Annotated in this window: 27 protein-coding genes; 23 read left to right on the top strand and 4 right to left on the bottom strand. The window is 73.0% G+C overall.

The window, feature by feature from the left end:
- The first annotated feature begins 238 nt into the window (after positions 1–238).
- The 6 genes from rplM (at position 239) to FZC61_RS11045 (ending at position 5,231) form a co-directional block, all read left to right on the top strand.
- Positions 239–682 carry a 50S ribosomal protein L13 gene (rplM, locus tag FZC61_RS11070; RefSeq protein WP_148614224.1) on the top strand — a complete coding sequence of 148 codons (444 nt, stop codon included), beginning with the start codon at positions 239–241 and terminating at the stop codon, positions 680–682.
- Between the two features lie 39 nt (positions 683–721).
- On the top strand, positions 722–1,222 hold the full coding sequence (gene rpsI, locus FZC61_RS11065; protein ID WP_148614223.1) for a 30S ribosomal protein S9: 501 nt from the start codon (positions 722–724) through the stop codon (positions 1,220–1,222).
- 114 nt (positions 1,223–1,336) lie between these two features.
- Positions 1,337–2,695, top strand: a complete 1,359-nt coding sequence (gene glmM, locus FZC61_RS11060) for a phosphoglucosamine mutase (protein WP_148614222.1) — start codon at positions 1,337–1,339, stop codon at positions 2,693–2,695.
- Entirely contained in the window at positions 2,692–3,708 is a 1,017-nt protein-coding gene (locus FZC61_RS11055) for a GNAT family N-acetyltransferase (RefSeq protein WP_148614221.1), read from the top strand. Before glmM ends, FZC61_RS11055 begins: the two co-directional genes overlap by 4 nt.
- Positions 3,705–4,307: an FKBP-type peptidyl-prolyl cis-trans isomerase gene (locus FZC61_RS23670; RefSeq protein WP_148614220.1), complete on the top strand. Its 603-nt coding sequence runs from the start codon at positions 3,705–3,707 to the stop codon at positions 4,305–4,307. Before FZC61_RS11055 ends, FZC61_RS23670 begins: the two co-directional genes overlap by 4 nt.
- A gap of 24 nt (positions 4,308–4,331) precedes the next feature.
- On the top strand, positions 4,332–5,231 hold the full coding sequence (locus FZC61_RS11045) for an ATP-binding protein (protein ID WP_148614219.1): 900 nt from the start codon (positions 4,332–4,334) through the stop codon (positions 5,229–5,231).
- Here the strand turns inward: FZC61_RS11045 and coaA are convergent.
- Positions 5,228–6,205, bottom strand: a complete 978-nt coding sequence (gene coaA, locus FZC61_RS11040) for a type I pantothenate kinase (RefSeq protein ID WP_148614218.1) — start codon at positions 6,203–6,205, stop codon at positions 5,228–5,230. The genes FZC61_RS11045 and coaA overlap by 4 nt on opposite strands.
- Positions 6,206–6,272: 67 nt before the next feature.
- On the opposite strand from coaA, the gene glmS reads away from it, so the two are divergent.
- From glmS to FZC61_RS10985, 11 genes are all read left to right on the top strand, one after another.
- On the top strand, positions 6,273–8,120 hold the full coding sequence (gene glmS, locus FZC61_RS11035; protein WP_148614217.1) for a glutamine--fructose-6-phosphate transaminase (isomerizing): 1,848 nt from the start codon (positions 6,273–6,275) through the stop codon (positions 8,118–8,120).
- Positions 8,121–8,364: 244 nt separating this feature from the next.
- On the top strand, positions 8,365–8,715 hold the full coding sequence (locus tag FZC61_RS11030) for a hypothetical protein (protein ID WP_148614216.1): 351 nt from the start codon (positions 8,365–8,367) through the stop codon (positions 8,713–8,715).
- Positions 8,716–8,929: 214 nt separating this feature from the next.
- Positions 8,930–9,247 (top strand): hypothetical protein, encoded by a 318-nt coding sequence (locus FZC61_RS11025; RefSeq protein ID WP_148614215.1) that lies wholly within the window; start codon positions 8,930–8,932, stop codon positions 9,245–9,247.
- A gap of 34 nt (positions 9,248–9,281) precedes the next feature.
- On the top strand, positions 9,282–9,635 hold the full coding sequence (locus FZC61_RS11020; protein ID WP_148614214.1) for a holo-ACP synthase: 354 nt from the start codon (positions 9,282–9,284) through the stop codon (positions 9,633–9,635).
- A gap of 40 nt (positions 9,636–9,675) precedes the next feature.
- The gene (locus tag FZC61_RS11015; protein WP_148614213.1) at positions 9,676–11,097 is read left to right on the top strand and encodes a bifunctional ADP-dependent NAD(P)H-hydrate dehydratase/NAD(P)H-hydrate epimerase; all 1,422 of its coding nucleotides are present in this window, start codon (positions 9,676–9,678) and stop codon (positions 11,095–11,097) included.
- Positions 11,094–12,233, top strand: coding sequence for an alanine racemase (alr, locus tag FZC61_RS11010; protein WP_148614212.1), 1,140 nt, complete (start codon positions 11,094–11,096; stop codon positions 12,231–12,233). Before FZC61_RS11015 ends, alr begins: the two co-directional genes overlap by 4 nt.
- Positions 12,230–13,300 (top strand): alpha/beta fold hydrolase, encoded by a 1,071-nt coding sequence (locus FZC61_RS11005; protein WP_148614211.1) that lies wholly within the window; start codon positions 12,230–12,232, stop codon positions 13,298–13,300. The genes alr and FZC61_RS11005 overlap by 4 nt, the downstream gene beginning before the upstream one ends.
- Before the next feature lie 20 nt (positions 13,301–13,320).
- Positions 13,321–14,208, top strand: a complete 888-nt coding sequence (tsaE, locus tag FZC61_RS11000; protein ID WP_246142633.1) for a tRNA (adenosine(37)-N6)-threonylcarbamoyltransferase complex ATPase subunit type 1 TsaE — start codon at positions 13,321–13,323, stop codon at positions 14,206–14,208.
- A gap of 8 nt (positions 14,209–14,216) precedes the next feature.
- Positions 14,217–14,753, top strand: a complete 537-nt coding sequence (locus FZC61_RS10995) for an isochorismatase family protein (RefSeq protein ID WP_246142632.1) — start codon at positions 14,217–14,219, stop codon at positions 14,751–14,753.
- Between the two features lie 10 nt (positions 14,754–14,763).
- On the top strand, positions 14,764–15,405 hold the full coding sequence (gene tsaB / locus FZC61_RS10990) for a tRNA (adenosine(37)-N6)-threonylcarbamoyltransferase complex dimerization subunit type 1 TsaB (protein ID WP_148614209.1): 642 nt from the start codon (positions 14,764–14,766) through the stop codon (positions 15,403–15,405).
- On the top strand, positions 15,402–15,878 hold the full coding sequence (locus FZC61_RS10985; protein WP_148614208.1) for a GNAT family N-acetyltransferase: 477 nt from the start codon (positions 15,402–15,404) through the stop codon (positions 15,876–15,878). The genes tsaB and FZC61_RS10985 overlap by 4 nt, the downstream gene beginning before the upstream one ends.
- Here FZC61_RS10985 and FZC61_RS23065 read toward each other — a convergent pair.
- Together FZC61_RS23065 and FZC61_RS10975 are read right to left on the bottom strand one after the other, a co-directional pair.
- Positions 15,862–17,112 (bottom strand): hypothetical protein, encoded by a 1,251-nt coding sequence (locus FZC61_RS23065; protein ID WP_170286072.1) that lies wholly within the window; start codon positions 17,110–17,112, stop codon positions 15,862–15,864. The two genes, FZC61_RS10985 and FZC61_RS23065, sit on opposite strands and share 17 nt — an antisense overlap.
- A complete protein-coding gene (locus FZC61_RS10975; protein WP_148614207.1) occupies positions 17,112–17,624 on the bottom strand; it encodes a SigE family RNA polymerase sigma factor in 513 nt (170 codons plus the stop codon). Before FZC61_RS10975 ends, FZC61_RS23065 begins: the two co-directional genes overlap by 1 nt.
- Before the next feature lie 436 nt (positions 17,625–18,060).
- On the opposite strand from FZC61_RS10975, the gene FZC61_RS10970 reads away from it, so the two are divergent.
- The 4 genes from FZC61_RS10970 (at position 18,061) to FZC61_RS10955 (ending at position 22,811) form a co-directional block, all read left to right on the top strand.
- Positions 18,061–19,308 carry an HNH endonuclease signature motif containing protein gene (locus FZC61_RS10970; protein WP_148614206.1) on the top strand — a complete coding sequence of 416 codons (1,248 nt, stop codon included), beginning with the start codon at positions 18,061–18,063 and terminating at the stop codon, positions 19,306–19,308.
- 638 nt (positions 19,309–19,946) lie between these two features.
- The gene (locus tag FZC61_RS10965) at positions 19,947–21,047 is read left to right on the top strand and encodes an S-(hydroxymethyl)mycothiol dehydrogenase (protein WP_148614205.1); all 1,101 of its coding nucleotides are present in this window, start codon (positions 19,947–19,949) and stop codon (positions 21,045–21,047) included.
- Positions 21,047–21,694 carry an MBL fold metallo-hydrolase gene (locus FZC61_RS10960; protein ID WP_148614204.1) on the top strand — a complete coding sequence of 216 codons (648 nt, stop codon included), beginning with the start codon at positions 21,047–21,049 and terminating at the stop codon, positions 21,692–21,694. Before FZC61_RS10965 ends, FZC61_RS10960 begins: the two co-directional genes overlap by 1 nt.
- 91 nt (positions 21,695–21,785) lie before the next feature.
- Positions 21,786–22,811 carry a cobalamin B12-binding domain-containing protein gene (locus tag FZC61_RS10955; protein ID WP_148614203.1) on the top strand — a complete coding sequence of 342 codons (1,026 nt, stop codon included), beginning with the start codon at positions 21,786–21,788 and terminating at the stop codon, positions 22,809–22,811.
- Positions 22,812–22,814: 3 nt separating this feature from the next.
- Here the strand turns inward: FZC61_RS10955 and FZC61_RS10950 are convergent, their stop codons facing one another.
- On the bottom strand, positions 22,815–23,993 hold the full coding sequence (locus FZC61_RS10950) for a class I SAM-dependent methyltransferase (RefSeq protein WP_148614202.1): 1,179 nt from the start codon (positions 23,991–23,993) through the stop codon (positions 22,815–22,817).
- Between the two features lie 204 nt (positions 23,994–24,197).
- Here FZC61_RS10950 and groES point away from each other — a divergent pair, with 204 nt between their 5' ends.
- Both groES and groL read left to right on the top strand, forming a co-directional pair.
- Positions 24,198–24,494, top strand: a complete 297-nt coding sequence (gene groES, locus FZC61_RS10945; RefSeq protein WP_148614421.1) for a co-chaperone GroES — start codon at positions 24,198–24,200, stop codon at positions 24,492–24,494.
- A gap of 92 nt (positions 24,495–24,586) precedes the next feature.
- Complete coding sequence (gene groL / locus FZC61_RS10940; protein ID WP_148614201.1) at positions 24,587–26,212, top strand: chaperonin GroEL; 1,626 nt, start codon at positions 24,587–24,589, stop codon at positions 26,210–26,212.
- Positions 26,213–26,319 lie beyond the last annotated feature (107 nt).

Raw genomic sequence — 26,319 nt, 5'->3', positions numbered from 1 at the left:
CGAAATCCCGGAGTCCACGGACCGACGTCCGACCCGCCCTGCCGGCTGCGGATTGGCGCAGCCGGACCCGGGTCCGTAGTCTTGGCGGTCGCGTCCCTACCGTGCCGCCCCCCATGACCTGGGAGCGGTGCAGTCCCGGAGGAGTTCGAGCCGGGCCGAGTTCGTCAAGAGACGCGAGTACCACCTCCGACCGGGCAGATCCCGGACCCGGGACCCTACGAACGCAGAGAGCAAGGTCATGGCTACCTACGCCCCCAAGCCCGGCGACATCAAGCGCACGTGGCATGTCATCGACGCCGAGGACATCGTCCTGGGCCGCCTCGCAGTGGAGTGCGCGACGCTCCTGCGCGGCAAGCACAAGGCGACCTTCGCGCCCAACGTCGACGGCGGCGACTTCGTCATCGTCGTCAACGCCGAGAAGGTCGCCCTCGCCGGCAACAAGAAGGTCACCAAGAAGGTCTATCGCCACTCGGGCTTCCCCGGTGGTCTGACCGAGACCGCCATCGGCGACATCCTGGTCAAGGACGCCCGCAAGGTCGTCGAGAAGGCCGTCTGGGGCATGCTGCCCAAGAACAAGCTGAGCCGTCAGCAGCTCACCAAGCTCAAGGTGTACTCCGGCCCGGAGCACCCGCACGCCGCTCAGCAGGCCGTGCCCCACGAGATCAAGCAGATCTCCCAGTAACCACGACCTTCGACCAAGAGACTGAGCAGGTAGACACCCATGTCTGAGAACACCACCGAGGTCGACGAGACCTTCGCCACCGACGAGCAGGGCGTGGCCTACACGTCCGAGAGCAGCGCGTCGGCCGACACCCCGTCGCGTCCCGCGACCATCGCCCCCGCCGCGGCCACCGGCCGCCGCAAGGAGGCGGTCGCCCGCGTGCGCATCGTCCCCGGCACCGGCGAGTGGCGCGTCAACGGACGCACCCTCGACTCCTACTTCCCCAACAAGCTGCACCAGCAGGTGGTCAACGAGCCGTTCGCCGCGCTGCAGCTCGAGGGCCGCTTCGACGTGATCGCCCGCATCCACGGCGGCGGCATCACCGGTCAGGCCGGCGCGCTGCGTCTCGGCGTGGCCCGGTGCCTCAACGAGATCGACACCGAGACCAACCGCCCCACGCTGAAGAAGGCCGGGCTGCTCACGCGCGACGCCCGCGTCATCGAGCGCAAGAAGGCCGGTCTCAAGAAGGCCCGCAAGGCGCCGCAGTTCTCCAAGCGCTGACCATCGGTCGCGTGCTCGCCACGTGACTGTGTCCTCACCGGTCGGCGGCCCTTCCCGGGCCGCCGGCCGGTGCGCTTTCCGGCGCCTGTGCGGCGTCCGACCAGGAGGGTTCGCATGACTCGCATCTTCGGCACCGACGGGGTCCGCGGACTCGCCAACGGTCCGCTCACCGCCGAGCTGGCGCTCGACCTGGGCGTCGCGGCCGCCCGCGTGCTCGTCGACCACGGCGACTACACCGGCCGGCGTCCGCTGGCCGTCGTGGGTCGTGACACCCGGATCTCCGGGCAGTTCCTCGAGCATGCCGTCGTCGCCGGGCTGGCCTCGGCGGGAGTCGACGTGCTCCGCCTGCGGGTCCTGCCGACCCCCGGCGTCGCCTACTTCACCGACGCGCTCGGCGCCGACGTCGGCGTCGTGATTAGCGCGTCGCACAACGCGATGCCCGACAACGGGATCAAGTTCCTCGCCCACGGCGGGGTCAAGCTCGACGACGCGCTCGAGCGCGAGATCGAGGCCCGCCTCGGCGAGGACTGGGACCGTCCGACCGGGGCCGACGTCGGCCGGGTCCGGCCCTACGCCCCCACCGTCGAGGAGTACGCCGCCCACCTCGTGCGCACGCTCGACGGTCGGCTCGACCAGCGCGGCACCCCGCTGCGCGTCGTGCTCGACTGCGCCCACGGCGCGGCCAGCGAGGTCGGCCCGCGTGTCTTCGCCGACGCCGGCCTCGAGGTCGTGACGATCGGTGCCGAGCCCGACGGCCTCAACATCAACGACGGCTACGGCTCCACCCACCTTGACCGCCTGCGGCGTGCCGTGGTCGACCACGGCGCCCACGCGGGGTTCGCCGTCGACGGCGACGCGGACCGCTGCCTGGCCGTCGACGCCACCGGCGCCGTCGTCGACGGCGACCAGATCCTGGCGGTCCTCGCCCTGGCGCTGCGCGACTCAGGCCGCCTGGCCGACGACACCGTCGTCGCGACCGTGATGAGCAACCTCGGCTTCGTGCGGGCCATGGAAGGCGCCGGCATCACCGTGCGGCAGACGGCGGTCGGCGACCGCTACGTGCTCGAGGACATGCGCGCCGGCGGCTTCAACCTCGGCGGCGAGCAGTCGGGCCACGTCATCATGCGCGACCACGCCACCACCGGGGACGGGCTGCTGACCGCGCTCCACGTACTGCAGCGGATGACCGCCACCGGCCGGTCGCTGCGCGACCTCGCCTCCGTCGTCACCCGCTTCCCGCAGGTGCTCGTCAACGTGCCCGACGTCGACAAGGCCCGCTGCGACGACCCCGAGCTCGTCGCTGCGGTGCAGGCCGAGGAGTCCGCCCTGGGCGAGACCGGCCGGGTGCTGCTGCGCCCCTCGGGCACCGAGTCGCTGGTCCGTGTCATGGTCGAGGCCGCCACCCCCGAGGCCGCCCAGGGCGTCGCCGACCGCCTGGCCGGGGTGGTCCGCGCCCGGCTGGCGCTCGCATGATCGAGGTCCGCCCGGTCGCGACGGTCGACACCGAGGCCATGCGCGCCTGGTACGACGTCGTCCTCGCTGCCGAGGCCGGGCGTCCGCTGCCGGCCTGGCCGTCGTTCGAGACGGCCATGCGGGTGTGGTCGGTCGAGCGCGACGACCTCCAGGACCGCTTCCTGGTGGCCGAGCTCGACGGCGTCCCCGTCGGCGCCGGCCGGCTGACGCTCCACCTGCGCGACAACACCCACCTCGCCGTGCTCAAGGTGTTCGTCGACCCCCCACGTCGTCGTGGCGGCGTGGGCACCGCACTGCTCGCGGCCCTCGAGGAGCTCGCCGCGGCGCACGGTCGCGGCACCCTGCTGACCGAGGTGACCCACCCGCCGGGCCAGCCCGGTGCCGGAGCCGCGTTCGCCGCGGCCCGGGGCTACGCCGTCGCCGGACGCGAGGTCCTCAAGGCTGCCGACCTCACCACCACCGCCGACCGGTGGCCGGGGCTCGCCGAGCGCGCCGCCGCACGGTCCGAGGACTACCGGCTCGTGTGGTGGACCGACACCACGCCCGAGGAGCACCTCGACTCCCTGGCCCACCTCTTCTCGCGCTTCCTCGACGAGATCCCGCTCGGCGACGTCGACGTGCGCCCGCAGGCCTGGGACGCAGACCGCGTCCGCGAGGGCGAGGAGCGGCGTCGGCGGTCGGGGATCCGCCCCTTGACCGTCGCCGCGGTGGCGCCCGACGGCTCCCTGGCCGGCTACACGACGCTCGTGGTCCACGCCGGCGACACCCACGCGGGCATCGAGAGCACGCTGGTGCTGCCCGAGCACCGCGGTCACTCGCTCGGGCTGGCGATGAAGGTGCTCCTGCACCAGCAGCTCGTCGACCTCGTGCCCGAGGCCACCCTGGTCGTCACCGGCAACGCCGGCGTCAACCGGTGGATGAACGCCGTCAACGCCGACCTCGGCTACCGCGACCTCGAGGAGTGCCTCGAGGTCCAGAAGTTGCTCGACCCAACCCCTGGAGGAACCCCGTGAAGCTCTCGTCCCCGGCCCGTCGCTGGGCGCTGGTCGCGTCCGCCGCCCTGCTCTCCGTCACCGTCGCCGCCTGCGGCAGCGAGAACGACGAGACCGGCAACGACGCCTCGTCGTCGGTCGCGTCGTCCGACAGTGCGGCCGAGTCGCCGTCCGCGTCGCCGTCGGCGTCGGAGTCGGCCTCCGAGGCGCCCGCCGACCTGCCGGCCTGGGCGCCTGCGGTCGTGACCGACGGCGACCTGGTCACGGGTCTCGACTTCACCGGGACCCCCGAGCCGACCGACGAGCTGCTCGTCGCGACGGTGAGCAAGGGCGACGGCCCGCCCGTCGAGGTCGGCCAGACCATCACCGCCAACTACCTGGGGTCGGTCTACCAGGGCACCGAACCCTTCGACGAGAGCTTCAGCACCCAGCCGTTCCAGGCGCCCATCGGCGTCGGTCGGCTGATCCAGGGCTGGGACAAGCTGATCCCCGGGGTCCCGGTCGGCAGCCGCATCATCATGTCGGTGCCGCCCGAGCTCGGCTACGGCGACCAGGAGGTCCCCGGGATCCCGGCCGGTTCGACGCTCTTCTTCGTCATCGACATCCTCGACGCGGCCTGACCAAGAAGCCCTAACCTGGGTGGCATGCTGGTCGCCGCCGATGACGTGGCCCGCCTCGCCCTGACACAGCTCGCCGCCCGGCCCGGGGTGGTCCGGGTGGGCCTCGCCCTGGTCGAGGGCGGGGGGCGGCGGCTCCGGTTCACCGCCTCCGACCGTGAGGGAGCCGTCGTCGACTGGTGCCACATCGACGCCTACGACGACGTCCCGCTCAACGCGGTCGTGCGCACCGGCACCGGTCTGGCCGGCACGTGGCACGACCTAGCGCCGCAGTTCCCCGACTTCGTCGCGCGCCAGCACGACGGGCCCGCGGGCGGGCTGGTGGCGGAGCCCCTCGTCGTGCACGGCCAGGTCCTCGGTGCGGTCCTGGCCTACGTCGAGGACCCGGCGACCGCGGCGCCGCTCGCCGTCGTCCGCCTGGCCCGCGACCTGCGCGCCGCGCAGGCCCGCGCCCCACGGGTCGAGGACGCCCTGGCCGACCGTCCGGTCGCCGAGGGTGCCCGGGTCGCCGACTGCGAGGTGGCCGGGGAGCCGCGCGCCGTGGGCGACGCGCGCCGGTTCGTGCGCGGCGCGCTGACCTCGTGGGGGGTCGACGACGACACGACCGACACCGCCGTGCTGTGCCTGTCGGAGCTGGTCACCAACGCGGTCATCCACACCGGAGCCCCGTCCGAGGTGCGTGCGCTCCTGGAGCACGGCGTCCTGACCGTGCTCGTGCGTGACCGCGGCAGCAACCGCGGGGCGCGGCCGACCGAGCCCGCCGTCGACCGGGCCGTCGACCCCGCGCTCGACGACCCGCTGCGGGTGCACGGACGCGGGCTGCAGCTGGTCGAGGCCCTGGCCTCGCGCTGGGGCTCCGAGCTCGACGCCGTCGGCACCACGGTGTGGTTGGTGCTCGACGGAGCCGGTACCGGAGCAGGGTCCTAGAGCTTGCGCAGCCGCACGTAGCGCACCGAGTGGTCGCGGTCCTTGCGCAGCACCAACGTCGCGCGCGACCGGGTCGGCAGCACGTTCTCGGTGAGGTTGGGGCCGTTGATGGTGTCCCAGATCCGGGTCGCCTCGGCCACCGCCTCGTCGTGGGTCAGTGCGCCGTACTTGCTGAAGTAGGAGCCCGGCTGGCGGAACGCTGTCTCTCGCAGCCGCAGGAACCGCGAGACGTACCAGTCGCGGATGTGGGCGGTGCCGGCGTCGACGAAGACGGAGAAGTCGAAGAAGTCGCTCACCGCCAGGCCGGTGCGGCCGTCGTCGCGCGCGCGGGCCGGCTGCAGGACGTTGAGGCCCTCGATGATGACGATGTCGGGGCGCTTGACCACGACCTTCTCGTCGGGCACGACGTCGTAGATCAGGTGGGAGTACGTCGGCGCCTCGACCTCGTCCTTGCCGGACTTGATGTCGACGACGAAGCGCAGCAGGGCCCGGCGGTCGTAGGACTCGGGGAAGCCCTTGCGCTGCAGCAGCCCGCGTCGCTCGAGCTCGGCGTTGGGGTAGAGGAAGCCGTCGGTGGTGATCAGCGCGACGTTGGGGTGCTCGGGCCAGTGGGCGAGCATCTGCTGCAGCACGCGCGCGGTGGTCGACTTGCCGACGGCGACCGAGCCGGCCAGGCCGATCACGAAGGGGGTGCGCGGGGGAGTGGGCTGGTGCAGGAACTGCTCCTGCTCGCGGTGCAGCTGACCGGCTGACTCGACGTACAGGCTGAGCAGGCGCGAGAGCGGCAGGTAGACCTCCTCGACCTCCTCGAGGTCGAGGGAGTCACCGAGGCCCTGCAGCGTGCGGATCTCCTCGGCGCGCAACGGGCTCTCGGTCTCGTGCGCCAGCGCGGCCCACGCCGAGCGGTCGAGCTCGATGTAGGGGGAGGTCTCCCGGTGCGCCTCGTCGAGGCGTGGGCCTCCGCCGTGGGACATGGCCCACATCCTTGCAGGCGGGGTGCCTCTCGGTGGGAGCCGCCCACGACCCGTACAGTGGCGGGCCATGTGCGGGATCGTGGGATACGTGGGGCCGAAGCAGGCTCAGGACGTGGTCGTCGAGGGGTTGCGGCGCCTCGAGTACCGCGGCTACGACTCCGCGGGCGTGGCCCTGGTGGTGCCCGGTGACGTGATCTCCCTGGCCAAGAGGGCCGGCAAGCTGGCCAACCTCGAGAAGGCCCTCGCCGACTCGCCGCTGCCGGCCTCCCACACCGGGATCGGCCACACGCGGTGGGCGACCCACGGTGCCCCCAACGACGTCAACGCCCACCCCCACCTGGGCCACGAGCGCCGCGTGGCGCTGGTCCACAACGGCATCATCGAGAACTTCGCCGACCTGCGCGCCCGCCTCGAGGCCGACGACCACGTGCTGCTGTCCGAGACCGACACCGAGGTCGTCGCCCACCTCGTCGAGCTCCAGGTCGAGTCCGGCGTCGACCTGACCACCGCGATGCAGCGGGTCTGCCAGGTCCTCGAGGGCGCCTTCACCCTCGTCGCGATCGACGCCCACGACCCCGACCGCGTCGTCGCGGCCCGCCGCAACAGCCCGCTGGTCGTCGGCGTGGGGGACGGCGAGCACTTCCTCGGCTCCGACGTGGCGGCGTTCATCGAGCACACCCGTGAGGCGCTCGAGCTCGGCCAGGACCAGGTCGTCTCGATCACCCGCGAGGGCGTCGAGATCACCGACTTCCACGGGCACCCCGCCGAGGGTCGCCGCTACCACGTCGACTGGGACCTGTCGGCCGCCGAGAAGGACGGCCACGACTGGTTCATGCGCAAGGAGATCTTCGAGCAGCCGCGCGCGGTCGCCGACTCGCTGCTCGGCCGGCGCAACCAGGCCGGACTGCTGCAGCTCGACGAGATGCGGCTGTCCGACGACGAGATCCGCGACGTCGACAAGATCATCATCATCGCCTGCGGCACCTCGTTCTACGCCGGCATGGTCGCCAAGTACGCCATCGAGCACTGGACCCGGATCCCCGTCGAGGTCGAGCTCGCCAGCGAGTTCCGCTACCGCGACCCGATCCTCGACTACTCGACGCTCGTCGTCGCGATCAGCCAGTCGGGCGAGACCGCCGACACCCTGCAGGCCATCCGGCACGCCCGCACCCAGCGCTCCAAGGTGCTCGCGATCTGCAACACCAACGGCTCGACGATCCCGCGCGAGTCCGACGCCGTCATCTACACCCATGCGGGCCCCGAGATCGGCGTCGCCTCCACCAAGGGCTTCCTGACCCAGCTGGTCGCCTGCTACCTGCTCGCCCTCTACGTCGCGCAGGTCAAGGGCACCCGCTACGGCGACGAGATCGACGAGATCATGGTCCAGCTCGAGGCGATCCCCCAGCAGATCGAGACGGTCCTGGCCGGTGCCCAGCAGGTCTACGACCTCGCCCGCGAGCACACGGGGACCCGCTCGGTGCTCTTCCTGGGGCGTCACGCCGGCTACCCGGTGGCGCTCGAGGGGGCGCTCAAGCTCAAGGAGCTCGCCTACCTCCACGCCGAGGGGTTCGCCGCCGGCGAGCTCAAGCACGGCCCGATCGCGCTGGTCGAGGAGGGCCTGCCGGTGCTCTGCGTCGTCCCTCCCCGCGGGCGCGACCAGCTGCACGAGAAGATGATCAGCGGCATCCAGGAGGTGCGCGCCCGCGGCGCCCGCACCATCTGCCTGGCCGAGGAGGGCGACACCCGCATCGAGCCGTACGCCGACGTGCTGATCCGCCTGCCCCGCGTGCCCGTGCTCCTGCAACCGCTGGTCGCCACCGTCCCGCTGCAGCTCTTCGCCTGCGAGCTCGCCACCCTGATGGGCCACGACGTCGACCAGCCGCGCAACCTCGCCAAGTCGGTCACGGTCGAGTAGGCGGATCGAGCCGCCCCCACACGGTGGTCGAGGTGCGACGAGCGCCAGCGAGGAGCCTCGAGACCTGGTGAGTGACGCTGCCAACTCGCGGGGTCACGCTGGCAGCGCCGGCTGAGGGGGTTTCGAGGTTCGTCGCCAGGGTCCTTCGCACCTCGACCACCGTGGGCGCCCGACGCTGCCGCGAGCTGTGCGGTCGTGCCGGTCGGTGGGGCGCAGTGGACGTCCGGTGTGGCATCTTCGAGACATGATCCGAACGCTCTACTTCGACCCCGAAGCGGACTGCGTGCGGGAGGGGCAGATCGACGAGGTGGGGCAGGTGGCGGACCTCGTTCAAGGTGTCCTTGGTCGTCCCTTCAGGACGGGCCATCACTCAGCCGTCGAGCTGATCCGGGAGGACGGATCGTCGCTCTCCCTGGCAACGGATGGTCGAGGCGCGGCGATGGTCTGGATCGACCCGTTCGGCACCAGTTTCCACAGTCTGGGTGATGGCAGCGACGGCGAGATCCTCGTCTACGACTACATGGGATCGTGGAGTGAGGCGCCAGGCGATTGGCTTGTTCCCCCGACGGGATCGAGTCGATGGAGCAGTTCATGAACGGCTCGGTGTTCGACGCTGGGCGTGTCACCTTCGAGCCTGACTAGCGGGTCGGAACGGCCGACGACCTCCGCCCGGCTCTCCCGCAGGCAGCGCAGGTACGCGCGGGGAGGTCGGGCTCCGAATGAGGAGGGCCGTGACGATCTTGGAGCGCGGAGTGCGGTGGGCGAGGAATCGCTTGTTGAACATGTTCAACTCGACGTAGGGTCGGGACATGACGCAGTCGCCCACGCGCAGGCCCCCGATCGTCCTGCGCGGGTCGGTCTCCCGGGTCGCAGCGCTGTCCTCGCCGTCCGTGCCGGGCTGGATGGCGGTCCAGAGCACTGCCGCGGGCACGGTGCTGGCCGTCGTGGGCTGGCTCGGTGTCGTCCTGGGCCTCGGGTGGGGCCTGGTCGTCCTCGTCCTGCCGGGTCTCGTCGCCGTGGCCTGCGCGACGTCGCTGGTCTGGTTCATGACCCGGCGCCTGGCGCGCACGGCCCTGCTGGCCGTAGGTGTGCCCGTCCTGGTGCTGGCGGTCCTGGCCAGGCTCTGACCCGGCCGTCGTCCGCCTCAGTAGGGTCGCGGGCATGGCGGTGATCGGCGTCGGCATCGACGTGTGCGACCTGGAGCGGTTCGCCGCGTCGATGGAGCGCACCCCCGGTCTGCGCGAGCGGCTCTTCACCCCCGACGAGGCCACGCGGCCGACCGCCTCGCTGGCCGCGCGCTTCGCGGCCAAGGAGGCGCTGGCCAAGGCGCTCGGCGCGCCGGCCGGGCTGGCCTGGCACGACGCCGAGGTGGTCTCGGAAGAGTCGGGCCGCCCGCGCTTCGACCTGCGCGGCACCGTGCGCACCCGGGCCGACGAGCTCGGGGTTGCCCACGTCCACGTGTCGCTGTCGCACGACGCGGGCATCGCCTCCGCGGTCGTCGTCCTCGAGTCCTGACGGGCGCGCTCGGTGGCGGCGTTCGGTAACGTCGCCAGCGATGAGGCAGGCACACACGGTCGAGCAGGTCCGGGCCGCCGAGGCGGCGCTCATGGCGAGGCTGCCCGAGGGCGCGCTGATGCAGCGGGCCGCGCACGGGCTCGCGCACGCCGTGCTCGACCTGCTCGCCCCCGGCACCTACGGGCGCCGGGTGCTGCTGCTGGTCGGCTCCGGCGACAACGGCGGCGACGCCCTGTACGCCGGCGCGGTGCTGGCCCGGCGCGGGCTCGCGGTCACGGCGTGGCTGCTGTCGGACCGCGCGCACGAGGGCGGGGTCGCCGCGCTCCGCGCGGCCGGGGGGACGACGACCACCACCGGCCCCACCACGGGACCCGGGGCCTCTCGCCCCGACGTCGTGGTCGACGGCATCGTCGGCATCGGCGGCCAGCCGGGCCTGCGTCCCGCCGCCGCGGCGGCGCTCGCCGGGCTCGCCGGTGTGCCGCTGGTCGCGGTCGACACCCCCAGCGGGGTCGGCGTCGACACCGGCGAGCTGCCGGCCGACGGCGACCACGCCCGCGCCGACGTCACGATCACCTTCGGCACCCACAAGCTCGCCCACCTCGTCGACCCCGCGGCTGCGGCGTCCGGGGTCGTGCACCTCGTCGACATCGGCCTGGACCCCTACCTCCCCGCACCCGCGGCCGAGGCGCTGCAGACCGCCGACGTCGCGGCGCTGCTGCCGCGCCCGAGCGCTGACGCGCAGAAGTACTCCCGCGGCGTCGTCGGAGTGCGCGCCGGCTCCGCGGCCTACCCCGGGGCGGGGCTGCTCTCGGTGGCCGGCGCGAGCTGCGGCCTGGCCGGCATGGTCCGCTACGTCGGCGACGCGGTCGTCCACGACCTGGTCCGTGAGCAGCACCCGGAGGTGGTCGGGCAGGGGCGCGTGCAGGCCTGGGTGGTCGGCTCGGGCAGTGGTGACGGCGCGGCCGGCACCCTCGCCGAGGCGCTCGCCGACGGCGTACCCACGGTCGTCGACGCCGACGCGCTCGCCCACGTGACCCGCGGCGGCCGGTCCGACCTCGTCCTGACGCCCCACGCCGGTGAGCTCGCCCGCATGCTCGACGTCGACCGCGAGGTCGTCGAGGCCCGCCCGCTCGCGCACGCACGCGCGGCCGCCGACGCCTACGGCACCGTCGTGCTGCTCAAGGGTCCGCACACCCTCGTCGTCCACCCCGACGGCCGGGTCCGCGTCACGACCACGGGCCTACCCTGGCTGGCCACCGCCGGGGCCGGCGACGTGCTCGGCGGGCTGGTCGGGGCGCTGGCCGCCGCCGGGCTCGAACCGTACGACGCGGCGAGCGTCGGCTCCTGGCTGCACGGCGCCGCCGCCACCCAGGCCTCCCGGGGCGGTCCGATCACCGCCGGCGACGTGGCGCGTGCGCTGCCGCGCGTCGCGCGCGACGTGCTGCGACAATCTCACCCATGAGCCGCGCCGAGATCGTCGTCGACCTCGACGCCGTGCGCCACAACGTGCGCACGATGCGCGCGCTCACCGGCGTCACGATGATCACGGTCGTCAAGGCCGACGCCTACGGCCACGGCATGCTGCCCGTCGCCCGCGCGGCCCGCGAGGCCGGCGCCGAGTGGCTCGCGGTCGCGACCCTCGACGAGGTCCGCGCGCTGCGCGCGGGCGGTGACGCCGGCCGGCTGCTCACCTGGCTCACCGTGCCCGACGAGCACTACGACGACGCGATCCGGGCCGACGTCGACCTGACCGCCTACACCGTGGCCGAGCTCGACGCGATCGCCGCCGCAGCCACCGACGTCGGCGCGCCGGCGCGGGTGCAGCTCAAGGTCGACACCGGGCTGCACCGCGGGGGAGCCGCGCGCGCCGACTGGGAGCCGTTCCTCGCGCGCGCCCGGGCGGGCGAGGACTCGGGGCACTGGTCGGTCACCGGCCTGTGGTCCCACTTCGCCTGCGCCGACCAACCCGACCACCCGGCCAACGACGCCCAGCAGGCCGCCTTCGACGACGCGCTGGCCCTGGCCGCCTCGCTCGGTCTCGACCCCGGGCTGCGCCACCTGGCCAACTCCGCTGCGGCCATCCTGCGCCCGCAGTCGCGCTACGACGCCGTACGCGTGGGGCTCGCGACCTACGGCCTCGACCCCGCGCCGGGGGTGCCGCACGGCACCCACCTGCGGCCCGCGATGACGGTGCGCGCCGAGCTGGCGCTGGTCAAGCAGCTCGAGGCCGGTGACGCGGTCTCCTACGGCCACACCTGGACCGCACCCGAGCGCACCACCGTCGGCCTGGTCCCCGCCGGCTACGCCGAGGGCGTCCCTGTCGCGGGCAGCAACCGCCTCGAGGTGACCGTCGACGGCAAGCGGCGCCCGGTCCGCGGACGGGTCTGCATGGACCAGGTGCTCGTCGACCTCGGCGGCGACACACCGCCCGCGGGCACCGAGGTCGTGCTGTTCGGCCCGCCCGGCGACGGGCGCGCGACCGCCCAGGACTGGGCGGAGGCGTGCGGCACCATCAACTACGAGATCGTCACGCGGATCGGAGGACGCATGTCGCGTCGCCACGTAGGACACGTCGACCACGTGGGGGCGACGCCGTGACGGCGCGTCGCCGCCTGCTCGGCGCGCTCGGTGGGGCGGTCGGCCTGGCCGCCGCCGGCACCGCGATCGGCCTGCTGCGCCAGCAGCGTGCCGTCCCGCACGACGCCGGGGTGTCGGTGCCGTTCGGGAGCCTGCGCAGCGCACCGATCACGGTCGTCGCCGACGACGGGCTGCCGCTGCACGTCGAGGTCGACGAGGTCGAGCAGCCGACGGGCCGCGGCAAGGGCCGGGCCCCCGCGGTCACCGTGGTCTTCGCCCACGGCTACTGCCTCAACCTCGACTCCTGGCACTTCCAGCGCGCCGCCTACCGCGGCCTGGTCCGCGCCGTCTACTACGACCAGCGCTCCCACGGCCGCTCGGGCCGCACCGACCGCGAGCACGCGACCATCGACCAGCTCGGCCACGACCTGCGTGCGGTCATCGACCAGGTCGTCCCCGACGGGCCGGTCGTGGTCGTCGGCCACTCGATGGGCGGCATGACCGTCTGCGCGCTCGCCGAGCACTACCCCGAGATGATCGGCGACAAGATCATCGGCGTCAGCCTGGTCTCCACCACGGCCGGCGGCCTCGACCCGAGCCGGATCCTGCTGCCGATGCTGCCGGCCCGGCTCACCTACCGCGCGGCGCGTCGTGCCGTGGCGACCCTCGCCGTCGGGCACGGTGCGGTCGACCAGGTACGCCGGGTGGGCCGCTACATCGCCAACGCCGCCACCCAGCGCTTCGCCTTCGGCGGCGACGTACCTCGGTCCTACGTGACGTTCGTCGACGACATGCTGTCGGCCACGCCGTTCGAGGTGGTCGCCGACTTCTTCCCGAGCTTCGGCAGCCTCGACAAGTTCGACCACGTCGCGGTCCTCGACCAGGTCCCGGTCTCGATCATCTCCGGCACCCACGACAAGCTGACCTCGATCGGCCACTCCCGCAAGCTCCACTCCCGCATCCCCTCGTCGCGGCTCGTCGAGTGCGAGGGCGCAGGCCACATGGTGCCCATCGAGCGGCACGACCAGGTCAACGCCGAGCTCGACCAGCTGATCACCGCGGCCACGACCCGGGCGGCGTCTCGTTGAGCAGCCTCACCGTGCGACGCGTGGGCCCCGAGTCGGCCGCGGTCGTCCTCGAGATCGTGCGCGAGGCCTTCGGCAGCCGCCCGCCCCTCGACCCGCCCGCCGACGCCCTCAGCGAGACCGTGTCGTCGATCGCCACACGCCTGGCGCTGGGCGGGGGCCTGGTCGCGCGCCTCGACGGCGAGCCCGTGGGCGCCCTGCTGCTCGACGCCGTCGGCGACTCGGTCTACCTGCGCCGCTTCGGCGTCCTCACCGCCGCCCGCGGCCACGGTGTCGCCGGCGCCATGGTGCAGGCCGCGACCGAGGCGGCCGTCGGACGCAGCTGGCTGCGCGTCGTCGCCCGCGAGGAGCTGCCCCGCACCGTCGGTTTCTGGGTGAGCCGCGGCTTCTGGCAGACCGACCGGCGCTCGCCGTACGTCGAGCTGGTGCGGCCGGTGCCGACCTTCCACCAGGTCCCCACCCCCGACGACATGCGTGCCCTCGGGGCCCGCGTCGCCCAGGAGCTGCGCCCCGGTGACCTCGTCGTGCTCACCGGCGACCTCGGCGCCGGCAAGACGACCTTCACCCAGGGCCTCGGACTGGGCCTCGGCGTCGAGGGGGCCGTCACCTCGCCGACCTTCGTGATCGCTCGAGAGCACCGCTCCCGCGGCGACGGACCCGAGCTCGTCCACGTCGACGCCTACCGCCTCGGTGGCGCGGCCGAGCTCGACGACCTCGACCTCGACACCACCCTCGACGCCGCCGTCACCGTCGTCGAGTGGGGCGAGGGGGTCGCCGAGGACCTCGCCGACTCCCGCCTGCAGGTGCGCATCACCCGCGACCCCAGTGCCCCCGTGAGCTCCGACGACCCCGAGGTCGACCCGCGGACCGTCGAGATCCTGCGGCTGGGCCCGCGCTGGGCCCAGACGTGATTGTCCCGGTGCCGACGGCCCTGGTGGTCGTCGACGTCCAGGGCGCGTTCGTCGAGCACGACCCGCCGCCCCACGACGTCGCCGGGCTCCTGGCGGCGCTGCACACGCTGCTGGCCGCGGCGCGCGCTGCCGGCGCGCTCGTGGTGCACGTGCAGGACGTCGGCGCCGACGACCCACGCTTCGCCGACGGCGACCGACGCGACCTCGTGCTCGACGTGCGCCCTGGCGAGCCGGTCGTGCCCAAGCGCCACGACGACGCGTTCGACGGCACCGACCTGGCCCGGCTCCTCGACGGTCACCGGGCGGTGGTGCTGGGCGGATTGCAGTCGGAGATGTGCGTGGCGGCCACCGCCCGCGCCGCGCTCGCCCGTGGCCTCGAGGTCGTCCTGCCCCACGACGCCCACTCCACCTGGGACCTGCCCGCCGGCCCGGCCGGTCCCGCGGTCCCCGCCGACGCCGTACGCCGGGTCGCCGCCTGGTCCCTGGGCGACGCGGTCCGCCTGCCGCTCACCTCCGTCGGCGTCGCGTTCGCGCCCATGCCCTAACGTCGGCGCCGTGCTGCTCGCCTTCGACACCGCCTCGCCCCAGGTCACCGTGGCCCTGCTCGACGACCTCGGCGACGTGGTCGCCGAGACCGTGTCCGCCGAGACGATGCGTCACGGCGAGCAGCTCGCGCCCCTGATCGAGCGGGTGCTCGCCGACGCGGGCGCCACCCGTCTCGACGTGACCGCCATCGCGGTCGGCGCCGGGCCCGGGCCGTTCACCGGCCTGCGGGTCGGGCTGGTCACCGCGCGCACGCTGGGGTTCGTGCTCGACGTGCCGGTCTACGGCGTCTGCAGCCTCGACGCCCTCGCGGTGGAGGCGGTCGACACCGGGGCGGTGACCACGCCCTTCGTGGTCGCGACCGACGCCCGCCGCAAGGAGGTCTACCTCGCGACGTACGACGCCGACGGCGCGCGCCTCAGCGGCCCGGCCGTCGACCGGCCGGACGCGGTGGCCACCGAGGCCCCGGTGGTGGGGGAGGGGGCCGTGCTCTACCCGCTCGCCTTCCCGCAGCCGGTCGGACCGCTGCGTCCGAGCGCCGGCTGGCTGGGCCGCGCCGTCGTCGAGGAGCGGGTCGAGCTGCTCGACCCCGAGCCGCTCTACCTGCGCCGGCCTGACGCCGAGGTGCCAGGCACGCCCAAGCGGGTCTCGTGATCCGCCGGGCCACCGCTGCCGACGCCGACGTGCTGGCGGTGCTGGAGGCCGACAACCTCGGCGACGACGCCTGGTCGCCGGGGCTGGTCGCGACCGGCGTCGCGGGCGACCTGCCGACCGTCGCCTGGTGGGTGGCGGAGGTCGACGGCACCGTCGTGGCGTATGCCGCCGCGAGCATCGTCGCCGACATCGCCGAGCTGCAACGCATCGCGGTCGACCGGGGCCACCGCCGCCGCGGACTGGCCCGGGCCCTGCTGGCCGAGGTGGGCGCGACCGCCCGCGCCGAGGGCGCCGACCGGGTGCTCCTCGAGGTCCGTGAGGACAACGCCGAAGCCCTGGCCTTCTACGCGGGCCAGGGCTTCGTCGAGATCGACCGGCGCCGCCGCTACTACCGCGACGGCGCCACTGCTGTCGTGCTGCGCCTGCCGCTGCTGCGTGGCTGCGGCGGCGCCGAGGTCACCCCAGGCCGGTGAGGCGGTAGGGCGCCGTCGTCTCGTCGCCCGCGGCGCCCTCGACGAGCACCTCCTCCTCGCCGTCGACGCCCAGGGAGACGATCTTCCACGCGCCGTCCTCGTAGACCGTGGCGACCGCGTGGGTCTCGTCGAGCCAGCCCACCTGGGCGACGACGCCCCGGTCGAGCGACTTCTCGGCCACGGGCTGCCCCTCGGCGTCGAGGATCGCGAACGACAGCGGCCCGAGGCCGTCGAAGTAGGACGGCAGCCCGATCGTGAGGTCGCCGCCGGGGGAGATCTCGTGGACCTGGTAGTCGCAGGTCTCGAAGACCCAGCGCCCGGCCCCCTCACGGTCGTAGAGCCCGCCGCAGGTGGAGCTGTCGGTGACCGAGGTGATCACGGAGACCAGGAAGCCGTCGGCGTCGTTGACGCGCAGGGCGCCGGGCGCAGGAGCGGTCTCGGGGCCCTCGTAGTTGATCTCGTAGGCGTCACCGGCGCTGAAGTCGTTGTGCTCCAGGAACGGGTGGCAGCCCGCCTCGCTGCTGCAGTCGCCGTTGCCGACGATCGCCGACACCGTCACGTCGGGGTCGACCGTGCCGAAGCTCGACTCGCCGTTCGTGCCGTTGACGAACAGCAGCTCGTCGTCGGTCGTCACGAAGGCGACCGTCGCGCCGTCGGGCGCGGTCACCATCGACGAGCGGACGGCGTACGTCGTGGTGGCCTGGCCGCCCTCCACCAGGTCGACGAAGCCGTCGCCCTCCTCGGTGCGGTACGCCGCCACCTCGTCGGCCCCCAGCACCGCGGCGTCCAGGTAGTCGTCGCGCGGCAGGGTCGACACGGTGCCGTCGGCGCGGTGGAAGGTGCTGCCCTCGAGGTACGCCGGGCCGGTCGCCGGACCGGTCGCAGGGTCGGTGGCCGGGTCGGTGGGGGTCGGGGTCGGGGCCGGGGTCGTCGGGCCCGCCGTCGGCGAGCTGGTGGCGGCGGGGACCTCGGAGGCCCTGCCGTTGCCGGTGGTGTCGGCGGCGACGACCGCCACCGGGACGAGGACCGCCGCGGCGGCCAGGATGCCTCCGGCGACGGCGGCGCGTCGCTTGCGCTGGATGGTGATGGCCTTGCCCTTCACGTGCTCGAGGGTCAGCGGAGCCTCGTGGAGGTCACGGACACGGCGGTCGAACTCGCTCGTCATCTCGCTCTCCCAGGGGTCGCTGTCGGTGTGGTCGTCGCTGTGGGTCTCGGGGTTGCTCTGGTCGTTCATCAGGACTCCTCGGGTCGTCCGGGTCGCAGGTCGGCGGGCACGCGTTCGCGCAGGGCCGTGACGGCGCGGCTGCACTGCGACTTGACGGTGCCGACGGAGATACCGAGCACGTCGGCCGTCTCGGCCTCGCTCAGCTGCTCGTAGAAGCGCAGGACGACGACCGCCCGCGCCTTGGGGGGCAGGGACTGCACGACCTCCCACAGGGCGGCGCTGCGCCCGTCGTCGTACGCGTCGACGTAGGCCGCGTCGGGCATCGTGTCGATCGCGTGCTCGCGCCGCTTCCACGGCTTGCGCCACAGCGAGTTGTTCTCGTTGACCATGATGCGGCGCACGTAGGCGTCCACCGCGTTGCGGTCGTTGACCTTGTCCCAGGCCAGGTAGAGCTTGGCCAACGACGTCTGCAGCACGTCCTCGGCCGTGTGACGGTCGCCCGTCAGCAGGTACGCCGTGCGCAGCAGGCTGGGCTGCCGCGCGTGCAGGTAGTCCGTGAACTCGGCGTCCCGGGCACTCATGCCACCAGTCTCGGGCCTGGCCCGGCTGTGCAGCTGCATCATCTGTCTCCCCCTTCGGTCACACCACCAAGACGCACCCCTCGTCGCGAAGGTTGCAATGCCGAGAACCCGACCCGACCCCACGGTGGTCGAGGAGGTCGCGCTGGCGACCGTCTCGAGACCCACCCGTGGTGACGCCGTACGACGACCGGTCCCCACGGTGGTCGAGGAGGTCGCGCTGGCGACCGTCACGAGACCCACCCGGCCGCAGGAGCAGATCACCTCACCCACGTCCGCTGCGGTGGCGTGGTCTCGAGACGGTCGCGGGCGACCTCCTCGACCACCGTGGGGTCACGCCGTACGACCACCGGTCCCCACCCACCGACCTACGAAAAACTCGTCCACCAGTTTGTCGCTCATACTTTCGAATATGTGCTACCAGGCGTAGAATTCAGCCATGACCACCCGCACCCGGACCCCCAGCAGCGACCCGCTGCTGGAGTCCGTGCGCGCACACCGCGACGACGAGTCCAGGGCGCAGGTCGCCAAGCTCAACGCCGTCCTCGACTGGGCAGCGGTCAACACCGCCGACCCCGACGAGACCGCAGCCCTGCTCGACCCCATGGAAGAACCGGCCCTGCACCTGGGCGGTCCCGGGTGCCCCGTGATCGGCGAGTACGCCGCCCTCGACCTCGCGTTGTCATTAGGGATGTCCACAGACGGTGGGCTGGCCTACCTCGGCAAAGCTCTGGAGCTGCGCTACCGCCTCCCACGGCTGTACGCCCGCGTGGTCAAGCTCGAGGTGCCGGTGTGGAAGGCGTTCCGCGTCGCCGAACACACGATGTCCCTGCCTGCGGCTGGTGCCACTGAAGTGGACAAGGACATCGCCCCCTTCCTGCACACCTGTTCGTGGGCGCAGGTCGACCGCGCCGTCGACGCAGCGAGGGCCAAGCACGACCCCGACGAAGCCGAACGCCGCCGCAAGAAGGCCGCCGAGCACCGCCACGCCGACGTCCACCTCGGTCACGCCAACACCTCGGGGACCGTCGAGATGACCGCGACGTTGGACCTGGCCGACGCGATCGACCTGGAAGCGGCGTTGAAGAACGGCGCCCAGGCGCTGGCCGACCTCGGCTCCACCGAGTCACTGGACGTGCGCCGCTCACAGGCCCTGGGTGAGATGGGCCGCCAACAGCTCGCCCTGGACCTGCTCACCGGTGGCACTGGGCGTGGGGTCACGCTGTACGCGCACCTGGACGCCGATCACCCCGACCTGCCCGGGTTCCTGGACAACACCTGGTCCCCGGTCCTCATCGAGCAGATCCGCGCCTGGTGCCAGCAGGCCGGCACCAAGGTCACGATCAAGCCGGTCGTCGACCTCGCCGCCGACCCGTCCACCGAGGCCTACGAGCCCACCGACGCGATCCGTGAGCTCGTGCGCCTACGTGACCACACCTGTGTGTTCCCCGGGTGCAATCGACGCCGGGTCGACCTCGACCACATCATCCCGTTCACCGCCGGCGGGCCCACGTCAGCGCACAACCTCGCGATGCTCTGCAGGCGCCACCACCGCGCCAAGACCCACTCCCGCTGGCGCTACGTGATGCTGCGCCCCGGGCTCTACCACTGGACCAGCCCCACCGGCGCGACCTACCTCGTCGACCGAAGGCCCCCACCACTCCGCCCACCACGCCGACGACCCTGACCGCCCCACCGACCCCGCCCAGCACCACCACAGCGGGGTCACCGGCACGCCCAGCGGTCCTCACCCCACACCGCGGTCCGGCCGAGCAGGCTGCACCACACGGTGGTTGAGGAGGCCGCCCGCGGCGTCACGAAACCACCCAGACCGCAGGGTTCGGACCAAGTCACCGAGAGCGGCTGCGGTGAGCGGGTCTCGAGACGGTCGCGGGCGACCTCCTCGACCGCCGTGGAGTCGACCCGCAACGCCGGTGACAGCGGTCTCGAGGCTCGGCCGCGGGCGGCCTCACACCTCGACCAGCGTGGGGTTGGGCCGGACACGGCGGTTGCGGTTGGCAGGGTCTCGAGACGGTCGCGGGCGACCTCCTCGACCGCCGTGGAATCGAGCCGGCGACGCCGGTGACAGCGGTCTCGAGGCTCGGCCGCGGGCGGCCTCGCACCTCGACCACCGTGTGGTGGTGTGGTCTCGAGACGGTCGCGGGCGACCTCCTCGACCACCGTGGGGTGAGGGTCCCGGGCGACGTCGCCCACCACGGTCGGACGGGCGGCCGTGCGGTGATACGCAACCCCGTGCGGCCGGCAACCGGTCATACGGTTGCATGGGACCCGACACCCCCCGAGTCCACGATCGAGGAGCACCGCATGCAGCAGGTCCAGGCCGTCGTCGCGAAGGCCAAGGGAGCCCCCGTCGAGCTGGTCACCATCAACGTGCCCGACCCCGGCCCGGGGGAGGCCCTGGTCAAGGTCCAGGCGTGCGGGGTGTGCCACACCGACCTGCACTACCGCGAGGGCGGGATCAACGACGACTTCCCGTTCCTCCTGGGCCACGAGGCCTCGGGCATCGTCGAGGCCGTCGGTCCCGACGTGACGTCGGTGGCGCCGGGCGACTTCGTCATCCTCAACTGGCGCGCCGTGTGCGGCGAGTGCCGGGCCTGCAACCGCGGCGAGCCCCAGTACTGCTTCAACACCCACAACGCGACGCAGAAGATGACCCTCGAGGACGGCACCGAGCTGAGCCCCGCGCTCGGCATCGGCGCGTTCGCCGAGAAGACCCTGGTCGCCGCGGGCCAGTGCACCAAGGTCGACGCCGACGCGCGTCCGGCGGCCGTCGGCCTGCTCGGCTGTGGCGTGATGGCGGGCATCGGGGCCGCGATCAACACCGGCCAGGTCGGTCGTGGGCGCAGCATCGCGGTCATCGGCTGCGGTGGTGTCGGCGTGGCCGCGATCGCCGGTGCCGCGCTGGCCGGGGCGAGCCCGATCATCGCCGTCGACATCAGCGCCAAGAAGCTCGAGACCGCCAAGAGCCTCGGCGCGACCCACACCGTCGACTCGAGCAAGGTCGACCCGGTCGAGGAGATCAAGCGCATCTGCGCCGAGACCTACGCCGGCGCCGAGGGTGCCGACGTCGTCGTCGAGGCCGTCGGGCGTCCTGAGACCTGGAAGCAGGCGTTCTACGCCCGCGACCTGGCCGGCACCGTGGTGCTCGTCGGCGTGCCGACCCCCGACATGACGATCCCCGAGATCCCGCTCATCGACGTGTTCGGTCGTGGTGGGTCGCTGAAGTCGAGCTGGTACGGCGACTGCCTGCCGTCGCGCGACTTCCCGATGCTCGTCGACCTCTACCGCCAGGGCCGGCTCGACCTCGACGCGTTCGTCACCGAGGAGATCGGCATCAGCGACGTCGAAGCAGCGTTCGAGCGCATGCACGGCGGCGACGTGCTCCGCTCCGTGGTCATCCTCTGATGGCCGGGGCCGTCCGCGTCGACCACGCCGTCTCCAGCGGCACCTTCTCCCTCGACGGCGAGACCCACCAGGTCGACAACAACCTGTGGGTCGTGGGCGACGACGACGAGTGCCTGGTCGTCGACGCCCCACACTCGGTCGACGACATCATGGCGCTGGTGGGGGAGCGCACGGTCAAGGCGGTCGTGCTCACCCACGCCCACGACGACCACAGCCGTGTCGCGCCCGCGCTGCGCGAGCGGGTGGGCGCGCCGATCATGCTGCACCCCGACGACAAGCCGCTGTGGGAGCTCACCCACGGCGGACCCGACGACGTCGACGCCCTGCTCTGGGACCTCGACCTCGCCGACGGCGTGGTCCTCGAGATCGGCGGCACGCCGCTGCAGGTGCTCCACACGCCGGGCCACGCGCCCGGCGCGATCTGCCTGTACGCCGCCGAGCTCGGCTGCGTGTTCACCGGCGACACCCTCTTCCAGGGCGGCCCCGGTGCGACCGGGCGCAGCTACAGCGACCGACCCACGATCGAGGCCTCGATCCGGGCCAAGCTCCTCGCCCTGCCCGACGACACCGTCGTGCACACCGGCCACGGCGACGACACCACGATCGGGGCCGAGCGGGCGGGCCTGGACGGCCGGCCGGGGGACTGAGGAGCGCTCTCACCCCCACGGTGGAGGAAATCGCGGGTGACGCCGTGTTGTCATGACGGCTCGCCCCCCTCCCGACGGCGTGTGAGGTCGCATGAACCAGGTCCGGACCGACTACTGGACCGCGTTGCAGTCCGGCGACCGCCTCGCCGCCCTCGACGTGGTCAAGGCCGAGCAGGCCCGCGGTCGCACGGCCACCGAGGTGATCGACGACCTGGTCGTGCCCGCGCAGGCCCGCATCGGCGAGCTGTGGCTGGCCGGCGTCTGGGACGTCGAGCAGGAGGCGCGGGCCACCGAGATCAACGAGGGCCTGGTGCACTGGTTGGGCTCGTTCGCCCCGCCGCCGCACCCCGACCGCCCCACGGTCGTGGTCGCCTGCGTCGAGCACGAGCGCCACTCGCTGCCGGCGCTGGTGGTCGCCGAGGGCCTGACCTGGGCGGGCTTCCGCGTCGTCTACCTCGGCGGTGACCCCGACCCCGACCGGATGATGCGCGAGGTGCTCGGCACCCGCCCGCGGGCCGTGCTGTTCAGCGCCTCGCTCACCTCCTCGCTCGCGGGGCAGAAGCGGGTCTTCGGCGAGCTGCGGGCCACCGGCATCCCGGTCGTCGTCGGAGGCAGCGCGTTCGGGGGCGACCCGGCGCGGGCCGAGGCGCTCGGCGCCACGGCGTACGCCGCCGACCTCGACGCCGCGATCGAGCTGCTCGAGACCCTGCCGCGGCGCGTCACACCGGTCCAGGTGCCGGAGCGGACGCCGGCCGACGTCGAGGCCGAGTGGATCCTCGAGCAGCGGCACGTGCTCACCGAGGGTGTCGTCGCGCGTCTGGTCGACCGCCTGGGCACGGGCGTGCCGCCGTCGTGGTGGCCCGACCTCGTCGGTCACGTCGACCACGTCGTGGGCTGCCTGGCGGCGGCGGTCGTCACCGGCGACGAGACGATCGTCGTGGAGGTCCGAGACTGGCTGGCCCACGTCGTCGAGGCGCGCGGCGGCGAGGCTGGCGTCGTCACCGAGCTGTGGTCGCTGCTCGCCGTCCCCCTGCGGGGTCACCCGCTGGCGCGGATCCACCTCGCGGCGGCGGCGACCGCCGCCGCTGCGCCGCAGCCGGTCCTGTCCGACGGCTGAGCCTCAGAAGGGCTCGACGAGCAGGGCGGTGCCGTCACCGCCGACGCGGGTCATCACGATCGTGGCCTCGGCGTCGCCGTCGAGGGCCAGCCGCTTGCGCAGCTGCTCCGGCACGACGTCGACCCCGCGCTTCTTGATCGTCAGCCGGCCGACGCCCCGTTCGCGCAGGGCGGCGCGCAGCTGCTTCTCGCGGTAGGGCAGCTCCTCGAGCACCCGGTAGCCGCGCGCGAACGGCGTCCGGAACGACGAGTCGGAGGTGACGTAGGCGATGTGCTCGTCGACCAGGCCGCCGGCGACACCGGCCGCCACCGCCGTGACGAGCCCGGCGCGCACCACCGCCCCGTCGGGCTCGTAGAGGTAGGCGCCCACCGCGCGTAGGCCGACGGCAGCGGCCCCCGGGTCGTCCTCGTCGGTCAGCGTCGCCAGGCCGCCGTCGCCGATGACCGTCGCCCGGCGCTCGACCGTGGCGAGCCGGCCCGACCACAAGGCCGCCTCCTTGACCTCGCCGTGGTCGCTGACCCACTCGGCCTCGACCCCCCGCGGCACCAGGGCATGGGGGATGCCGGGCGCGACCTTCACGCACGAGTCGCGCGCGAGCAGCGTCTCGACGAACGACCACGGCGGCGTCCAGTCCTCGACGCGGAACGTCCGTCCCGCCCCCGTACGCCGGGCAGGGTCGGCGAACGCCACGTCGAAGACGCTGGTGTCGACCGTCGTCGCGTCGGCCACGCTCACCGCCCCGGGCAGGCCCAGGGCGGCCAGGTTGGCCTCGGCCACCGCGACCCGCACCGGGTCGAGGTCGACGCCCACGCAGGTGATGCCGGCCTCCGCGGCCGCGACCAGGTCGCCGCCGATGCCGCACCCCAGGTCGACGAAGGTGCGGGTGTCGAACGCCGTGAGGCGCCCGGCGCGGTGCCGGGCGACCGTCAGGCGCGTCGCCTGCTCCAGCCCGTCGGGGGTGAAGTACATGCGGGCGGCGCTGGCCCCCAGCTTGGCCTCGGCGCGGCGTCGCAGGCCCGCCTGCGTGAGCGCCGCCGCGACGTGCGCGGGGCTCGCCCCGCGCCGCAGCCGGGCCTGCACCGCGAGCTCGTCGACCCCCGGCGCCGCGGTCGCCTCGGTGGCCGACGCCAGCAGCGCCTGACCGTCGTCGGTCAGCAGCCAGCGGAAGGCGTCGAGGTCCACGGGGCGATCCTCGCAGGCCGGCTCCGGGGACGACATCGCGACGTCTCCCGGGGCTCTCTGGCACTCGACCGGGGGGAGTGCTAGTTTCTGATTGGCACTCTCGACCCGAGGGTGCCAGCGCTTGCAACGTACGACCCCCGCGACGGCGTACTCCTGCAAGCCGCCCCCGAGCCCGCAGCAACATGGAAAGTGGAGGTCGACATCGTGTCGGTCAACATCAAGCCCCTCGAGGACCGGATCGTCGTCAAGCCCCTCGAGGCCGAGCAGACCACCGCCTCCGGCCTGGTCATCCCGGACACCGCCAAGGAGAAGCCCCAGGAGGGCGAGGTCGTGGCCGTGGGCCCCGGCCGCTCCAACGAGGACGGCGACGGCCGCATCCCGATGGACGTCGCCGTCGGCGACAAGGTGATCTACAGCAAGTACGGCGGCACCGAGGTCAAGTACTCCGGCGAGGAGTTCCTCATCCTCTCCGCGCGCGACGTCCTCGCGGTCGTCTCCTGATCCCTCGGGTCGTGTGCCTGCGCCCGGTCCCCTGACCGCGGCCGGGCACACGGCCCGACCCCCATTTCGCAACGTTCCAAGGAAGTAGCCAGATGCCCAAGATCCTGGAGTTCGACGAGAACGCCCGCCGCGCCCTCGAGCGCGGCGTGGACGCCCTCGCCAACGCCGTCAAGGTCACGCTCGGCCCCAAGGGCCGCTACGTCGTCCTCGACAAGAAGTGGGGCGCGCCGACCATCACCAACGACGGTGTGACCGTCGCTCGTGAGATCGAGCTCGACGACCCGTTCGAGAACCTCGGCGCCCAGCTCACCAAGGAGGTGGCCACCAAGACCAACGACATCGCTGGTGACGGCACCACCACCGCCACCGTCCTGGCCCAGGCCATGGTCCACGAGGGCCTGCGCGCCGTCGCGGCCGGCGCCAACCCGATGGGCCTCAAGCGCGGCATGGACCTCGCCGCCCAGGCCGTCAGCGACGCCCTGCTCGCCGCAGCCCGCGAGGTCGAGACCCGCGAGGACATGGCGTCCGTCGCGACCATCTCGAGCCGTGACAGCCACATCGGCGAGCTGCTCGCCGACGCCTTCGACAAGGTCGGCAAGGACGGCGTGATCACCGTCGAGGAGTCCAACACCATGGGCACCGAGCTGGAGTTCACCGAGGGGATGCAGTTCGACAAGGGCTACATCAGCCAGTACTTCGTCACCGACCCCGAGCGCATGGAGGCCGTCCTCGACGACCCCTACATCCTGCTGCACCAGGGCAAGATCAGCTCGGTCTCCGACCTGCTGCCCCTGCTCGAGAAGGTCATCGCCGCCGGCAAGTCGCTCTTCATCCTCGCTGAGGACGTCGACGGCGAGGCGCTCTCGACCCTCGTGGTCAACAAGATCCGCGGCACCTTCAGCGCCGTCGCGGTCAAGAGCCCGGCGTTCGGTGACCGTCGCAAGGCCATGATGCAGGACATCGCGACCCTCACCGGCGGCCAGATCGTGGCCCCCGAGGTCGGTCTCAAGCTCGACCAGGTCGGTCTCGACGTGCTCGGCACCGCCCGGCGCATCGTGGTCACCAAGGACGACACCACCATCGTCGACGGTGCCGGCGACAGCGCCGAGGTCGAGGCGCGCGTCGCCCAGATCAAGGCCGAGATCGACAACAGCGACTCCGACTGGGACCGCGAGAAGCTCCAGGAGCGCCTCGCCAAGCTCGCCGGCGGCGTCTGCGTCATCAAGGTCGGCGCGGCCACCGAGGTCGAGCTCAAGGAGAAGAAGCACCGCATCGAGGACGCCGTCTCCGCGACGCGCGCCGCGATCGAGGAGGGCATCGTCCCCGGCGGTGGCTCGGCGCTCATCCACGCCGTCTCCGTGCTCGACAAGGACCTCGGCCTCACCGGTGACGAGGCGTTCGGCGTCCGCGTGGTCCGCAAGGCCGCCGACGAGCCGCTGCGCTGGATCGCCGAGAACGGCGGCGTCAACGGCTACGTCGTCACCAGCAAGGTCCGCGAGCTCGGCCTCGGCAAGGGCTACAACGCTGCGACCGAGGAGTACGGCGACCTGGTCGCCCAGGGCGTCCTCGACCCGGTCAAGGTCACCCGCTCGGCCCTCATCAACGCGACCTCCATCGCCGCGATGCTGCTGACGACCGAGACCCTCATCGTCGAGAAGCCCGAGGACGAGGACGAGGCCGCCGCGGCCGGCGGCCACGGCCACGGCCACGGTCACTGATCGACCCGTTCCACCAGCTCCACCAGCTCGACCAGCGGCCCGGTGCTTCGGCACCGGGCCGCTGTGCTCCCTCGACTCACCCTCGGCTCTGCGGCGAACCCTGCACG

Source organism: Nocardioides rubriscoriae, assembly GCF_008087085.1.
Classification (GTDB): Bacteria; Actinomycetota; Actinomycetes; order Propionibacteriales; family Nocardioidaceae; genus Nocardioides; species Nocardioides rubriscoriae.
The sequence above is the reverse complement of the archived record's forward strand: the minus strand, read 5'-3'. Positions and strand labels throughout refer to the sequence as shown.

What these genes read in the sequence shown, in the direction of transcription:
- rplM (WP_148614224.1), top strand. Translation starts at nt 239, where the DNA reads ATGGCTACCTACGCCCCCAAGCCCGGCGACATCAAGCGCACGTGGCAT.
- rpsI (WP_148614223.1), top strand. Translation starts at nt 722, where the DNA reads ATGTCTGAGAACACCACCGAGGTCGACGAGACCTTCGCCACCGACGAG.
- glmM (WP_148614222.1), top strand. Translation starts at nt 1,337, where the DNA reads ATGACTCGCATCTTCGGCACCGACGGGGTCCGCGGACTCGCCAACGGT.
- FZC61_RS11055 (WP_148614221.1), top strand. Translation starts at nt 2,692, where the DNA reads ATGATCGAGGTCCGCCCGGTCGCGACGGTCGACACCGAGGCCATGCGC.
- FZC61_RS11045 (WP_148614219.1), top strand. Translation starts at nt 4,332, where the DNA reads ATGCTGGTCGCCGCCGATGACGTGGCCCGCCTCGCCCTGACACAGCTC.
- coaA (WP_148614218.1), bottom strand. Translation starts at nt 6,205, where the DNA reads ATGTCCCACGGCGGAGGCCCACGCCTCGACGAGGCGCACCGGGAGACC.
- glmS (WP_148614217.1), top strand. Translation starts at nt 6,273, where the DNA reads ATGTGCGGGATCGTGGGATACGTGGGGCCGAAGCAGGCTCAGGACGTG.
- FZC61_RS11030 (WP_148614216.1), top strand. Translation starts at nt 8,365, where the DNA reads ATGATCCGAACGCTCTACTTCGACCCCGAAGCGGACTGCGTGCGGGAG.
- FZC61_RS11025 (WP_148614215.1), top strand. Translation starts at nt 8,930, where the DNA reads ATGACGCAGTCGCCCACGCGCAGGCCCCCGATCGTCCTGCGCGGGTCG.
- FZC61_RS11020 (WP_148614214.1), top strand. Translation starts at nt 9,282, where the DNA reads ATGGCGGTGATCGGCGTCGGCATCGACGTGTGCGACCTGGAGCGGTTC.
- FZC61_RS11015 (WP_148614213.1), top strand. Translation starts at nt 9,676, where the DNA reads ATGAGGCAGGCACACACGGTCGAGCAGGTCCGGGCCGCCGAGGCGGCG.
- alr (WP_148614212.1), top strand. Translation starts at nt 11,094, where the DNA reads ATGAGCCGCGCCGAGATCGTCGTCGACCTCGACGCCGTGCGCCACAAC.
- FZC61_RS23065 (WP_170286072.1), bottom strand. Translation starts at nt 17,112, where the DNA reads ATGAACGACCAGAGCAACCCCGAGACCCACAGCGACGACCACACCGAC.
- FZC61_RS10975 (WP_148614207.1), bottom strand. Translation starts at nt 17,624, where the DNA reads ATGAGTGCCCGGGACGCCGAGTTCACGGACTACCTGCACGCGCGGCAG.
- FZC61_RS10970 (WP_148614206.1), top strand. Translation starts at nt 18,061, where the DNA reads ATGACCACCCGCACCCGGACCCCCAGCAGCGACCCGCTGCTGGAGTCC.
- FZC61_RS10965 (WP_148614205.1), top strand. Translation starts at nt 19,947, where the DNA reads ATGCAGCAGGTCCAGGCCGTCGTCGCGAAGGCCAAGGGAGCCCCCGTC.
- FZC61_RS10960 (WP_148614204.1), top strand. Translation starts at nt 21,047, where the DNA reads ATGGCCGGGGCCGTCCGCGTCGACCACGCCGTCTCCAGCGGCACCTTC.
- FZC61_RS10955 (WP_148614203.1), top strand. Translation starts at nt 21,786, where the DNA reads ATGAACCAGGTCCGGACCGACTACTGGACCGCGTTGCAGTCCGGCGAC.
- groL (WP_148614201.1), top strand. Translation starts at nt 24,587, where the DNA reads ATGCCCAAGATCCTGGAGTTCGACGAGAACGCCCGCCGCGCCCTCGAG.